Source organism: Streptomyces aurantiogriseus, assembly GCF_014649375.1.
Classification (GTDB): Bacteria; Actinomycetota; Actinomycetes; order Streptomycetales; family Streptomycetaceae; genus Streptomyces; species Streptomyces aurantiogriseus.
This window is the reverse complement of the sequence record NZ_BMSX01000030.1, coordinates 1-13,490: the sequence shown is the minus strand read 5'-3', so window position 1 is coordinate 13,490 and position 13,490 is coordinate 1. Positions and strand designations below refer to the sequence as shown.

Sequence of the window (13,490 nt, the reverse complement as noted above, 5' to 3'; positions counted from 1 at the left end):
TCATGCACGGGGGTGCGCGTAGGCGCGGACCGCCAGCGGCGCGAACACCGCGAGCAGCACCGCGCACCAGGCCAGTGAACCGGCGACCGGATGCGCCACCGGCCAGGCGGCGCCCTCCGGGACGGGCGCGTTGCCGAACAGGTCCCGCAGGGCCGTGGTGACCGCGCTGATCGGGTTCCACTCGGCGAGCGTGCGCAGCCAGCCCGGCAGGTTGTCCGTGGGGATGTAGGCGTTGGACAGCAGCGGCAGCATGAAGGTCGCGCTGCCGAGCTGGCCGGCCGCCTCCTCGCTGCGGGAGAGCAGTCCGAGGTGGATCCCGACCCAGGTGCAGGCGAACCGGAACAGGAGCAGGAGCGCCACCGCCCCGATCGCCGCGAACGCCGAGCCCTCCACACGCCAGCCCACCGCGAGGCCCACCAGCAGGAACGGCACGGTCCCCGCCGCCGTGGCGACCAGGTCGGCCACCGCCTGCCCCAGCGGCACCGCCGCCCTGCTCACCGGCAGCGTGCGCAGCCGGTCCGTCACGCCCCGGTGGACGTCCTGGGCCGCCTGGAACATGCCGGTCATGATCCCGTTGGCGGCGGTCGCCACCAGCAGGCCCGGCACGAGGAAGGAGCGGTACTCGGCGCCGGGCATCGCCAGCGCGCTGCCGAAGACGTAGCCGAAGAAGAGCAGCATGGTGATCGGCATGGTCTGGGTGAGGATCACCAGCGCCGGGTTGTTCCGGATCCGCAGCAGCTGCCGGCCCAGCATGGCCGAGCCGTCGTACGCGAGGGTGCTCATGCCGCGATCTCCTTGTCGTCGGTGAGGCGCAGGAACACCTCGTCGAGCGTGGGCGGTTCGATGCGCGCGTCGAGCAACGGCACGCCCGCCGCGTCGAGTTCGCGGACCAGGCGGGGGAGGGTGAGTGTGGTGTCGCGGCTGACCGCGCCGACGGCGCGCCGGGCGTGGTCGAACGTCGGCTCGCCGCCCGTGAGCCGGTCCAGGACGCCCGCCGCCCTCGCCAGGAGGCCGGCGTCCGCGACGACGACCTCCGCGTAGGAGCCGATGAGCGCCTTGAGATGCCGGGGCGAACCGGTCTGCGCGACGCGGCCCCGGTCCACCAGGGCGATGTCGTCGGCGAGTTGGTCCGCCTCCTCCAGGTACTGGGTGGTCAGCAGGACCGTCGTGCCGTCCTGCTTCAGCTCGCGGACGGCGTCCCAGATGGCGCCTCGGCCGGCCGGGTCGAGACCGGTCGTCGGCTCGTCGAGGAAGAGCACGTCCGGGCGGCGGATCAGACTCGCCGCGAGGTCGAGACGGCGCCGCATCCCGCCCGACCAGGTCGACGCGGGACGGTCGGCGGCCTCGGTCAGGCCGAAGCGGTCGAGGAGCTCGTCGGCGCGCTCGGCCGGCCCGCGCACCCGGTGCAGACGGGCGAACAGGCGCAGGTTCTGCCGGCCGGTGAGGTCGCCGTCGACGGTCGCGTACTGCCCGGTGACGCCGATGACCCGCCGGACGGCCGCGGCCTCCCGGACCAGGTCGTGCCCCGCGATCCGGGCCGAGCCGGCGTCCGGTCGCAGCAGCGTCGTCAGCAGGCGTACGGCCGTGGTCTTGCCCGCCCCGTTCGGCCCGAGGAGCCCGCAGACCGTGCCCTCGGGGACGGCGAGGTCGAGGCCCCGCAGGGCGTGCACCTCGCCGAACCGCTTCTCCAGACCCTCACTAAGTACAGCGTACGTAGTTGTCATGGGTCGACCATAGCGCACTACGTACGGTGTACGTAACTACGATGGTGGCCGAGGTGATGATCGATGGCGGGCCGAGCGGCCGTACCCGAAGTGATCTGGGCCCGTCCCGAGCGGACGGGCCGGGGGCCGAAGCCGGCCCACACGCGTGCCGACATCGCGGCGGCGGCCGTACGGATCGCCGACGCGGAGGGGCTCGCCGCGGTGTCCATGCGGCACGTGGCCGCCGCGCTGGACTGCGGAACGATGTCGCTGTACAACTACGTCCCCCGCAAGGAGGACCTGTACGAGTTGATGTTCGACGCGGTCAGCGGTGAGCACGAACTGTGGGAGCCGAGCGGGGACTGGCGGGCCGACATGCTGCGGGTGGGGCGGCAGACGCGCGAGCTGATGCGACGGCATCCCTGGCTGCCCCGGCTGATGTCACCCGTGTACGGGTTCAGTCCGAACGCGCTGCGGTATCTGGAGCACTGCCTGGCCTGTCTGGACCCGCTGGACATGACGTACGGCATGAAGCTGCAGCTCGTCGGCATGCTGAACGGGACCGTGACGACGTACGTCGCCAACGAGCTGGCCACTGCCGAGCGGTCGCGGTCGCTGCCCTGGTCGGAGGAGGAGGAGAACGCGGTGCGGATCGCCTATCTCGGGGGGCAGCTGGCAAGCGGGGCGTTCCCACGGATGGCCGCGGCGTTCGGGGAGGACCCGGGGCCGATCGATCTGGAGGCGGTGTTCGAGCTGGCGCTCAACAGGGTCCTGGACGCGTTCGCGCCCAAGGACTAGATCAGAGCGAGCTGGCCCTCCGGGCCCTCCTCGTCGTGGTCCAGGATCGAAGCAGGGCGGCGGGCCCGGTCCGGGACCGGGAGGACGCCCGCCTCGCGCAGCTCCGCCGTCGTGATCGGGTCCGTCACCTTCAACTCCTCCTGCTGGGGGCGCACTTCCGCCAGCAGGGCCAACACCGTGATGAGTTCCAGGAGTTCGGACGTCCACGTCTGCGGCCAGGTCGTCGGGCGGATCGCCGACAGGGTGCCCGGCTCGGGCTCCGCCGTCCGCGTCGTGAACCACTGCTCCAGGACCCGCACTCCTCCCGCCTCGAAGTCCCAGGCCTGAGGCGGCACCGGGGAGATGCGGCCCTCGTCGAGGTGGAGGGTCTCCTCCTCGCGGTCGTAGTGGAGGGTCAGGGGGCGGGCCGGGAGCGGGGCGCGGACGTAGGGGCGGCGGCCGCCGGGGAGTTTGGGGCGGTCGCCGTCGCGGCGCAGGAGCCAGAGGATGCGGTGGCCCAGCTCGACGCCCCGGGACCAGAGGCCGGGGTCCCGGGGGAGGGGGACCGTGAGGTCGGGGCGGACGGCGGTGAGGGTCCAGGCCAGGAAGTCCAGCGGGTCGGCGGAGTGGCCCAGGTGGGCCAGCAGGCCGGGGGCCAGGTTGGGTTCCGCGGCGCCCGGGCGGCGGTGGAGCGGGCGGACGCGGCCGGTGCGGAGCAACGGGAACAGGGAGGTCGCCAGCAGGAAGGGGGCGTCCGGTGTCTCCACCACGAAGACCTGGTGCTCGTCCGCCACCCGCCACAGCTCGGGGCGGGCCGCGTCGATCAGGCGATGGTCCGGGAGGAGCCACTGCTCGTCGAAGGGCGCGGCGAGGACGCGGACGGGCTCGGGGCAGGGGCCCGAGGCGCGGATCAGTTTCTCCGTGCCGGCGGATCGGCTGGGCAGCCGCCCGACCGCCGTGTGCAGGGTGCGTGAGCGCGTCGGCTCGAACAGGGCCTCGCGCTCCGGACCCTCGGCCTTCATCAGGGCGTCCCAACGGGCCTTGAGGGAAGCCGGGTCGGGGGCCGTCGGCCACCCCCGGCCGAGCCGCGGCGGTGCGACGGACCACGGCATGAGGTCCGCCAGCGGCGGAGCGTCGTCGTGCGTCACGCCGGGCATCGTACGACGACCTCGGGGTGCGCGTGTCAGGTGGCGTCCAGCGTCACCGTGAAGGAGAAGCGGTCGCCCCGGTAGTGGATGACGGCCACGTCCAGCGGGCGGCCGTCGGCGTCGTACGTCACGCCCGTGTAGTGCAGGATCGGGCTCAGCAGCGGGACGTGGAGCAGCCGGGCCGTCTCCGGGTCCGCCAGGCGGGCCTCGACCGTGTCCGTGATACGGCTGATGTCCGCGCCCACGACGTCCCGCAGCACCTTGGTCATCGGCCAGCGGACCAGGTCGTCGGGGTCGATCAGGGCGGCGAGTTCGGGACGGACGTAGTTGCGGGCGTGGTTGGTCGGTTCGCCCGTCTTCTCGTCGCCGCGCAGCCGGTGGTACGTCGCCACCTCCGCCAGGTCCGGGAAGTACTCGGCGAGTTCGGCCGGGGTCGCCACCGTGCCCCGGTCGAGCAGCTGCGTCGCCATGCCGGACTGCTGGGCCACGATCGCGTCGACCGAGCCCAGCAGGCGGACCGGCGCTCCCCGCCGGGCGGTCGGCTCGATGAACGTGCCGCGCCGGCGGTGCCGGGTGATCAGCCCCTCGTGCTCCAGCTCCTTCAGCGCCTGCCGCATGGTCAGCACGCTCACCCCGTAGTGCCCCGCCAACTGCTCCTCGGTGGGCAGGCGCAGCGGGTCCCGGGGCGAGCGGCCGAGTATCGAGGCGCGCAGCGACTGCGACACCTGGTACCAGAGCGGCAGCTTGCGGTTGAGGACGATCGAGTCCGGGGCGAAGGAGGTCACGGGGCCATCCGTACCGGCAGGGAATCCTCAGTGCAAGGGGCGGAAATGGCGTTCGAGGCCCGACCACACGTCGTCGTACCGCTGTTGCAGATGGTCCGCGCGGGCCGCGTGCGGGGTGAGGGTGAGCGGCCACCGCGTCTCGAACATGAACGCCAGCCCGTCGTCCACCTTGTGCGGCTTCAGCTCGGCGGCGCTCGCCCTGTCGAACGTCTCCCGGTCCGGCCCGTGCGCCGACATCATGTTGTGCAGGGAACCGCCGCCCGGCACGAAACCGCCTTCTCCGGCCGCCTTGGCGTCGTAGGCGCCCTCGATCAGGCCCATGTACTCGCTCATCACGTTCCGGTGGAAGTACGGCGGCCGGAAGGTGTCCTCGCCCACCAGCCAGCGCGGCGCGAAGACCACGAAGTCCACGCCGGCGAGCCCCGGGGTGTCGGACGGCGACGTCAGCACCGTGAAGATCGACGGGTCCGGGTGGTCGTAGGAGATCGTCCCGATGACGTTGAAGCGGCGCAGGTCGTAGACGTACGGGACGTGGTTGCCGTGCCAGGCGACGACGTCCAGCGGGGAGTGGTCGTACGTGGCCCGCCAGAGGGAGCCGCAGAACTTGTTCACCACCTCCACCGGGCCCTCCACGTCCTCGTACGCGGCGACGGGCGCGCGGAAGTCGCGGGGGTTGGCGAGGCCGTTGGCGCCGATCGGACCGAGGTCGGGGAGGCGGAAGGGGGCGCCGTAGTTCTCGCAGACGTAGCCGCGGGCCGTCGGGCTCTGCCCGCCCTCGGACGCGGCGTCCAGGAGCTCCACACGGAAGCGGACCCCGCGCGGGATCAGGGCGACATGGCCCGGCTCGGCGTGCAACAGACCGAACTCCGTGTGCAGCAGCAGTCCGCCGCGCTCCGGGACGATCAGCAGCTCGCCGTCGGCGTCGCTGAAGACCCGGTCCATCGAGGTGTCGGCGTGGTAGAGGTGCACGGCCATGCCGGTGCGCTGGGTGGCGTCGCCGTTGCCGCCGAGGGTCCACAGGCCCGCCAGGAAGTCGGTCCCCGGTGCCGGTTCCGGCAGAGGGTTCCAGCGCAGGCGGTTGGGGTCGGGGACCGTCTCCGTGAAGGGGGCCGTGCGCAGCGTGCCCTGGTCCGTGCGGGTGAACGCCGGGTGCGCGGCCGACGGGCGGATCCGGTAGAGCCACGAGCGGCGGTTGTGGGCGCGCGGCTCGGTGAAGGCCGTACCGCTGAGCTGCTCCGCGTACAGACCGAGAGGGGCGCGCTGCGGCGAGTTGCGGCCCTCGGGCAGGGCGCCCGGGACGGCCTCCGAGGCGTGCTCGTTGCCGAACCCCGAGAGGTAGGTCAGCCCCTCGGCCGTCTTGCGTGCGTCCCCGCTGCTCATGCGTGCTCCCTTGCGCCGCCGATTCCTATGCATCACCGTAGGATTACGTTTTCGGGGGCGCAAGAGGCCCGGGGCTCCTCCTCTGGGAGGACGATCACGGGGTGGCGAGAACCCGACTCCAGGGGGATTCGCGTGTCGTACCGGTGTTCTACGCTCGCCCGCATGTCGTGGACGCGAGGAAGCCTCCCCGCGCTCGCCGTCTGTGTCCTGCTGCTGACCGGATCCGCGGGCTGCGGTTCCGGTGCTGCCCGCGAACCGGGGGACGGGGCGAGCGCGGCGGTCTCGCCCTCGCCGGTGGGCAAGGTCCTCGAGGACACCGACGGCGAGGGGCGGCGCTACCGGGAGGTGGACAAGAAGGGCGCCCCGGACGTGGGGGTCGAGGTGGAGCCCGACGCCGACGGCGGCTGGGACGTCCGCCTGAAGGTGCGCAACTTCCGGTTCTCGCCGGCCGGGACGAAGGCGCGGGCCGTCAGCGGCCGCGGCACCGCCCGGCTCTTCGTGGACGACCGCCCCGTCGCCGACCTGCGCGGCCCCGCCTGCGACCTCCCCGCCGGCTACCTCCCGCACGGCACCCACCAGGTCACCGCCCGCCTGTACGCCGACGACGGCACGGTGTGGGCGGTCGACGGCAAACCGATCGAGAGCACGGCGGACGTGACGGCGTCGGCACCGGAGGCGTCCTCGGAACCGGAGGCGTCCCCCGCGCCGGACAGGCCCTCCGGGCCGGAGGCTTCCCCGGAGGCGGGGGCGTCCCCGGAGAACGCGCCCTCCGCCTCGTCCTCCGTACTGAGTGCACCGGGCATCTTTCCCCGTACCGAGGGGCGAGGTTCACCCGACCACGGCGGAAAGGCATCATGAAGCCCGTGCCCCACGCGACATCGCTCCGTCGTGCGCCCGTGCAGCGGCGCAGTGCCGAACGGCTGACCAGAATCCTCGACGCCTGCGCCGACCTCCTCGACGAGGTGGGCTACGACGCCCTGAGCACCCGCGCCGTCGCCCAGCGCGCCGGCGTCCCCATCGGCTCCGTCTACCGCTTCTTCGGCAACAAGAAGGAGATGGCCGACGCCCTCGCCCAGCGCAACCTGGAGCGCTACGCGGAGCGCGTCACCGAGCGGCTGAAGGACGCCCGCCGGGGGGACTGGCGGGCCGCCATGGACGCCGTACTCGACGAGTACCTGGCCATGAAGCGCACGGCGCCCGGCTTCTCCCTCGTCGACTTCGGCAACCAGATCCCGGTGGGCACCCGCGCCGAACCCAACCATCGCGTCGCCGACCGCCTCACCGACCTGCTCGCCGGCTATCTCGGCCGGGAGCCCGACGAGGAGCTGCGCCGCACCTTCCTGATCGCCGTGGAGACTGCCGACACCCTCGTCCACCTGGCCTTCCGGATGGATCCGGAGGGGGACGAGAGGGTCATCGAGGAGACGCGGGAGCTGCTGCGGGCCTATCTGGCGCGCGCGCTCGACTGACCCGGCCGGCGGCTCCCTCCTGCCGGGGCCTCCCCAGCGTGCATACCGGTCGGTATGCTCGGCGGGACGAGAGCGCCACAGCCGCCGCCTTCCGGGAGGACCCGTGTCCCGCACCGCCCTGCGAATCTGCCCCTTGTGCGAGGCCACCTGCGGGCTGACCCTCACCATCGACGGAACCACGGTCACCGGCGCCCGAGGCGACCGCGACGACGTGTTCAGCAAGGGGTTCATCTGCCCCAAGGGCGCCTCCTTCGGGGCCGTCGACGGCGACCCCGACCGGCTGCGCACCCCCCTCGTGCGCCGGGACGGGGAACTGCGCGAGGCCACCTGGGAGGAGGCCTTCGACGCGGTCGCCGCCGGGATCCGGCCGGTCGTCGAGCGGTACGGGCCGAACGCGGTCGGGGTCGTCCTCGGCAACCCCAACGTGCACACCGTGGCCGGCGCGCTCTACCCGCCGGTGCTCCTCGCCGGGCTCGGCACCCGCAGCCTGTTCACCGCGTCCACGGTCGACCAGATGCCCAAGCACGTCTCCAGCGGGCTTCTCTTCGGTGACGCCAACGCCATCCCCGTACCGGACCTGGACCACACCGACCATCTGCTGCTCATCGGCGCCAACCCCCTGGAGTCCAACGGGAGTCTGTGCACCGCCCCCGACTTCCCGGGCAAGCTCAAGGCCCTGAAGGCCCGCGGCGGCACCCTCACCGTCGTCGACCCGCGCCGCACCCGCACCGCCAGGCTCGCCGACCGGCACATCGCGATCCGGCCCGGCGCGGACGCCCTGCTGCTCGCGGCGATGGCACAGGTGCTGTTCGAGGAAGGACTCGTGGATCTGGGGGAGTTGACCCAGCACGTCCAAGGCCTCGACGAACTCCGGGACGCCGTACGGGACTTCACCCCCGAGGCCGTGGCTCCGGCCTGTGACGTGGACGCCGCACTCGTCCGCACCCTCGCCCGTGAACTCGCCGCCGCCCCCACCGCCGCCGTCTACGGCCGCATCGGCAGCTGCACGGTCCCGTACGGCACCCTCGCCAGCTGGCTCGTCGACGTCCTCAACATCCTCACCGGCAACCTCGACCGGCCCGGCGGCGCCCTCTTCCCGCAGTCGGCCACCGACAGGACGCCCCGCCCCGCCGGTCCCGGCCACGGCTTCCAGCTCGCCCGCTGGCACTCCCGGGTGAGCCGGCATCCCGAGGCCAAGGGCGAGTTGCCGCTGTCCGCGCTCGCCGAGGAGATCGACACCGCCACCGAGGAGGGCGAGCCGATCCGGGCCCTGATCGCCGTGGCCGCCAACCCGGTGCTGTCCGCGCCCGACGGTGACCGGCTCGACAAGGCGCTCGGCTCCCTCGACTTCATGGTCAGCGTCGACCCGTACCTCAACGAGACCTCGCGCCACGCCCACGTCGTCCTGCCGCCGCCCCCGCCCTCCCAGAGCCCGCACCACGACTTCGCCTTCAACACCCTCGCCGTCCGCAACCAGGTCCGCTACACCCGCCCCGCCGTCCCCCTCGAAGCCGGCCGGATGGCCGAGAGCGAGATCCTCGCCCGGCTGACCCTGGCCGTGACCGGAATGCACGGCGCCGACCCGTCCGCCGTCGACGACCTCGTCATCGGCCAGACCCTCGGCAAGGCGGTCAGGGAACCGCACTCCCCGGTGCACGGCCGCGACCCGCAGGAGCTCGCGGCGCACCTCACCGGCGAGAACGGCCCCGAGCGCCGGCTGGACATGATGCTGCGCCTCGGCCCTTACGGCGACGGCTTCGGCGTACGGCCCGACGGGCTGAGCCTGGCCGGGCTGCTGGAGCATCCGCACGGCATCGACCTCGGACCGCTGCAGCCGCGTCTGCCGCAGCCGCTGAAGACCAGGAGCGGGCGGATCGAACTGCTGCCGCAGCCGATCGTCGACGATCTTCCGCGTCTGCGGCGGGCACGGGAGGAGCGGCCTGCCGGGCTCGTCCTCGTCGGGCGCCGGCATCTGCGGTCGAACAACAGCTGGATGCACAACGTGCCCGCCCTCACCGGCGGCACCAACCGCTGCACGGTGCACATCCACCCCGAGGACGCCGAGCGGCTGGGCGTACGGGACGGTTCCGCGGTGCGGGTGAAGGGCGCCGGGGGAGAGGTCACCGCCCCGGCCGAGGTCACCGACGGCGTGCGGCGGGGCGTCGTCAGCCTGCCGCACGGCTGGGGCCACGACCGGCCCGGCACCCGGCTGAGCCATGCCTCCGCCGACCCCGGCGTCAACGTCAACCAGCTCCTCGACGGCAGCCTGCTCGACCCGCTGTCGGGCAACGCGGTTCTCAATGGCGTGCCCGTCGACGTCGCCCCGGCGGACTGAGAGAGGCCGTTCCGTGACCGAAAAGCTCATGCCTCTGACCTGAGCAAAGCTGTGACCAGGAGTTTTGCGCTTATTGCTCGCGCGTCAACGTCTTGTTAACACCGTTTGAACGGCCCTAACGTCAACGCACCGCCGACCCCCAGGTGGGATGTTCAAGGGCGAACGTTAGGTATCCACTCATGCTGACCATCCTCGGCTTCGCCATGATCGCGACCTTCCTGGTCCTGATCATGATGAAGAAGATGTCGCCGATCGCGGCGCTCGTACTGATCCCCGCACTCTTCTGTGTCTTCGTCGGAAAAGGTGCCAAGCTCGGCGACTACGTCATCGAGGGGGTGGGCAACCTCGCGCCCACCGCCGCGATGCTGATGTTCGCCATCGTCTACTTCGGCCTCATGATCGACGTCGGCCTGTTCGACCCGATCGTCCGGGGCATCCTGAAGTTCTGCAAGGCCGACCCGCTGCGCATCGTCGTCGGCACGGCCGTCCTCGCGGCGATCGTCTCGCTCGACGGTGACGGCTCGACCACCTTCATGATCACCGTCTCGGCGATGTACCCGCTGTACAAGCGCCTGAAGATGAGCCTGGTCGTGATGACCGGTGTCGCCGCCACCGCCAACGGCGTCATGAACACCCTGCCCTGGGGCGGCCCGACGGCCCGCGCCGCCACCGCCCTCAAGCTCGACGCGGGCGACATCTTCGTCCCGATGATCCCGGCGCTCCTCGTCGGTCTGCTCTTCGTCTTCGTCCTCGCCTACTTCCTCGGTCTGCGCGAGCGCAAGCGGCTCGGGGTGCTGAGCCTGAACGAGGTCCTGGAGCAGGAGAAGATCGTCAAGGACGGCGAGCAGGACCAGGAGTCCGAGACGGTGCTCGTGGGCGCCGGCGCTTCCGGCGGCTCCGACAAGGTCCGCCTGACGAAGGCCACCGGCGGCGCCGGTTCCGGCACCGACGCGGAGAACTCCGACGACGGTGACGACGGCGACGACGTCCGCCTCCAGGGCCTCGACCCCAACCGCCCGACGCTGCGCCCCAAGCTCTACTGGTTCAACGCGCTGCTCACGGTCGCGCTGCTCACCGCCATGATCATGGAGTGGCTGCCGATCCCGGTGCTGTTCATCCTCGGTGCCGCGCTCGCCCTGACCGTCAACTTCCCGCACATCCCCGACCAGAAGGCCCGGCTCGCCGCCCACGCCGACAACGTCCTCAACGTCTCCGGCATGGTCTTCGCCGCCGCCGTCTTCACCGGCGTCCTGCAGGGCACCGGCATGGTCGACTCGATGGCCAAGTGGATCGTCGACGGCATTCCGTCCGGCATGGGCCCGCACATGGCGCTCGTCACCGGCTTCCTGAGTCTGCCGCTGACGTACTTCATGTCGAACGACGGCTTCTACTTCGGCGTCCTGCCGGTCCTCGCCGAGGCCGGCGCCGCGCACGGGGTGTCGCCGCTGGAGATCGCCCGCGCCTCGCTCGTCGGCCAGCCGCTGCACATGTCGAGCCCGCTGGTCCCGGCCGTGTACGTGCTCGTCGGCATGGCGAAGGTCGAATTCGGCGACCACACCAGGTTCGTGGTGAAGTGGGCCGCGATCACCTCGCTGGTGATCCTCGGCGCCGGAATCCTGTTCGGCATCATCTGACCCCACCACAACCCCCCTTGGAGGACCCGACATGAGGCCCGGTGGGAACCGCGGCTGGCTGCTCCGCCTCGTCATCGCCTTCGGCTTCGCGCAGGGGGCGGTGTCGATGGCCCGGCCCGCCGTCTCCTACCGGGCCCTCGCGCTGGGCGCCGACGAGCGGGCGATCGGCGTCATCGCGGGGGTGTACGCGCTGCTGCCGCTGTTCGCCGCCGTTCCGCTGGGCCGCCGTACCGACCACGGCCGCTGTGCGCCCCTGCTGCCCGTCGGCGTGGTCCTCATAGCCGGCGGCTGCGCGCTCAGCGGCCTGGTGAACTCCCTGTGGGCGATGGCCCTGTGGAGCGGGGTCATGGGCCTCGGCCACCTCAGCTTCGTCATCGGCTCCCAGTCCCTGGTGGCCCGGCAGTCCGCCCCGCACGAACAGGACCGCAACTTCGGCCACTTCACCATCGGCGCCTCCCTCGGTCAGTTGATCGGCCCCATCGCGGCGGGCGCCCTCATCGGCGGCTCCGACATGGCCGGCACCAGCGCCCTCGCCCTGGTGGTCGCGGGCGCGGGCGCCGCGGTGGCGTTCACCTCGCTGTGGCGCATCGAACACCGCGACACGGTGCCCAAGTCCCGTACGGCACAGGGTGACCGCGTCCCCGTCCTGCGTATCCTGCGCGCCCGGGGCGTTCCCGCGGGCATCCTCGTCAGCCTCTCCGTGCTGTCCGCGACCGACATCCTCACCGCTTATCTCCCCGTGGTCGGTGAGGACCGGGGCATCGCGCCCTCCGTCATCGGCCTTCTGCTCAGCCTGCGCGCGGCGGCCACGATCGCCTGCCGACTGGTGCTCACCCCGCTGCTGCGGCTGCTCGGGCGGACGGTCCTGCTCACCGTGACCTGTCTGCTGGCGGCCCTGCTGTGCGCCGGGATCGCGCTGCCGGTGCCGGTGTGGGCGCTCGCCGTGATGCTCGCCGCGCTCGGCTTCTGCCTCGGGGTCGGACAGCCGCTGTCCATGACGACAGTCGTCCAGGCCGCCCCCGACGGCGCCCGCTCCACGGCCCTCGCGCTGCGCCTGACCGGCAACCGGCTCGGCCAGGTCGCCGCGCCCGCCGCCGCGGGTCTGGTCGCCGGGGTCGCGGGGGTGGCCGCGCCCTTCGTGATGCTCGGGGCGCTGTTGCTGCTGTCGTCGGGGGTGGCGCTGCGGTCACCGGTGAAGGCGGCCGGGGAGCCGGAACCGGAGCCGGAGCCGGAGCCGGACGTCGAGGTCCCTCGTCCCGGGTCCGCTGTGGGCCGGAAGGAGGACAACTGACGAGGCGTCGGGCGATGCTCCCACCGTTGTGGTCCGACATGTGAAAAAGAGTCAGGTGAAGCGTGATTTGTACGATAATCACCAGACTCGGAGGAACTCGCATGCACGCCACGCCCCGTCCACGCCGCGCCGGCGTCCGCGCCGCCGCCCTCGCGGCCCTCACCATCGCGGGGGGCGCCCTCACGGCGGCGCCGGCCGCGGTCGCCGTGCCCATGGCGCCCGGTGACAACGGCACCGTCAAGATCCACTCCGCGGCCAACCCCCGCACACCGGTCGGCGACCCGAAGGACGAGCCGAAGGTCTGCAGCTTCTACATCGACGCCGCCCACTTCGACGACCTCCCGGACGGCCAGAACATCACCTGGACCATCGAGACCCAGCCCCTGGACCCGAACGGCGCGACGCTCTCGGGTGAGATCACGCTGAACCCGGACGGCACCGGCCACACCGAGGACATCGTCCTGCCGGACGACCAGTACAAGCTCGTCTGGAACATCGAAGGCGGCAGCGGCGCCGGCAAGCAGAAGGTGTTCAGGGTCGACTGCGTCGCGACGCCGTCCCCGTCCCCGTCCCGGACCACGGCGCCGCCCCCGCACGGTGGCCCGCCGGCAGGCGGTGGCGGAGTCGCCCGTGAGACCGCGGTCGGCCCGGTCGCCGGCGCGCTCGCCGTGGGTCTGGCCGCGGCCGGCGGGGCGGTCTGGTTCCGGCTCCGTCGCCGTTCGCATGGCACCGCGTAGACGCTCCGTCGACTTGGCGGCGGGTGGACGCACGGTCCGCTCGGCCGCGGGGGCGGATGCCGTCGGCCCGGCGCCGGGCGCAGGTTCCGTCCGCCCGACGCCGGGCGGACGCCCTGTTCGTCCGGCGCCGGGCGGGCGTGCCGTTCGCCTGGTGGCGGGCGGGCGTGCCGTTCGCCTGGCGGCGGGGGGAGGTACTGATGGCCTGATGGGGGATGGCGGGGCGGGTGGGGG

General features: G+C 72.4%; 12 protein-coding genes. 7 read left to right on the top strand and 5 right to left on the bottom strand.

What is annotated here, in order from left to right; translation table 11 throughout:
- A complete protein-coding gene (locus IE263_RS41380; protein ID WP_189943270.1) occupies positions 1–783 on the bottom strand; it encodes an ABC transporter permease in 783 nt (260 codons plus the stop codon).
- Positions 780–1,724 carry an ATP-binding cassette domain-containing protein gene (locus tag IE263_RS41375; protein WP_189943269.1) on the bottom strand — a complete coding sequence of 315 codons (945 nt, stop codon included), beginning with the start codon at positions 1,722–1,724 and terminating at the stop codon, positions 780–782. The genes IE263_RS41380 and IE263_RS41375 overlap by 4 nt, the downstream gene beginning before the upstream one ends.
- 63 nt (positions 1,725–1,787) lie before the next feature.
- Between IE263_RS41375 and IE263_RS41370 the strand changes: the two genes are divergently transcribed.
- A complete protein-coding gene (locus IE263_RS41370; protein WP_189943268.1) occupies positions 1,788–2,501 on the top strand; it encodes a TetR/AcrR family transcriptional regulator in 714 nt (237 codons plus the stop codon).
- On the opposite strand, the gene IE263_RS41365 is transcribed toward IE263_RS41370, so the two are convergent.
- The 3 genes from IE263_RS41365 to hmgA are packed head-to-tail and all read right to left on the bottom strand — an operon-like array spanning position 2,498 to position 5,793.
- Positions 2,498–3,637: a type ISP restriction/modification enzyme gene (locus IE263_RS41365; RefSeq protein ID WP_189943267.1), complete on the bottom strand. Its 1,140-nt coding sequence runs from the start codon at positions 3,635–3,637 to the stop codon at positions 2,498–2,500. The genes IE263_RS41370 and IE263_RS41365 overlap by 4 nt on opposite strands.
- Positions 3,638–3,663: 26 nt before the next feature.
- The gene (locus tag IE263_RS41360) at positions 3,664–4,413 is read right to left on the bottom strand and encodes a GntR family transcriptional regulator (RefSeq protein ID WP_189943266.1); all 750 of its coding nucleotides are present in this window, start codon (positions 4,411–4,413) and stop codon (positions 3,664–3,666) included.
- 27 nt (positions 4,414–4,440) lie between these two features.
- Positions 4,441–5,793, bottom strand: coding sequence for a homogentisate 1,2-dioxygenase (hmgA, locus tag IE263_RS41355; RefSeq protein ID WP_189943265.1), 1,353 nt, complete (start codon positions 5,791–5,793; stop codon positions 4,441–4,443).
- A 162-nt stretch (positions 5,794–5,955) separates the two neighbouring features.
- On the opposite strand from hmgA, the gene IE263_RS41350 reads away from it, so the two are divergent.
- The 6 genes from IE263_RS41350 (at position 5,956) to IE263_RS41325 (ending at position 13,259) form a co-directional block, all read left to right on the top strand.
- Positions 5,956–6,651, top strand: a complete 696-nt coding sequence (locus IE263_RS41350; RefSeq protein ID WP_189943264.1) for a hypothetical protein — start codon at positions 5,956–5,958, stop codon at positions 6,649–6,651.
- Positions 6,648–7,262 carry a TetR/AcrR family transcriptional regulator gene (locus IE263_RS41345; RefSeq protein WP_189943263.1) on the top strand — a complete coding sequence of 205 codons (615 nt, stop codon included), beginning with the start codon at positions 6,648–6,650 and terminating at the stop codon, positions 7,260–7,262. The genes IE263_RS41350 and IE263_RS41345 overlap by 4 nt, the downstream gene beginning before the upstream one ends.
- Before the next feature lie 103 nt (positions 7,263–7,365).
- A complete protein-coding gene (locus tag IE263_RS41340; RefSeq protein WP_189943262.1) occupies positions 7,366–9,597 on the top strand; it encodes a molybdopterin oxidoreductase family protein in 2,232 nt (743 codons plus the stop codon).
- 179 nt (positions 9,598–9,776) lie between these two features.
- On the top strand, positions 9,777–11,231 hold the full coding sequence (locus tag IE263_RS41335) for a CitMHS family transporter (protein ID WP_189943261.1): 1,455 nt from the start codon (positions 9,777–9,779) through the stop codon (positions 11,229–11,231).
- Positions 11,232–11,262: 31 nt separating this feature from the next.
- Complete coding sequence (locus IE263_RS41330; protein ID WP_229911456.1) at positions 11,263–12,522, top strand: MFS transporter; 1,260 nt, start codon at positions 11,263–11,265, stop codon at positions 12,520–12,522.
- Between the two features lie 101 nt (positions 12,523–12,623).
- Positions 12,624–13,259 (top strand): hypothetical protein, encoded by a 636-nt coding sequence (locus tag IE263_RS41325; RefSeq protein ID WP_189943260.1) that lies wholly within the window; start codon positions 12,624–12,626, stop codon positions 13,257–13,259.
- The last annotated feature ends 231 nt before the right edge of the window (positions 13,260–13,490 follow it).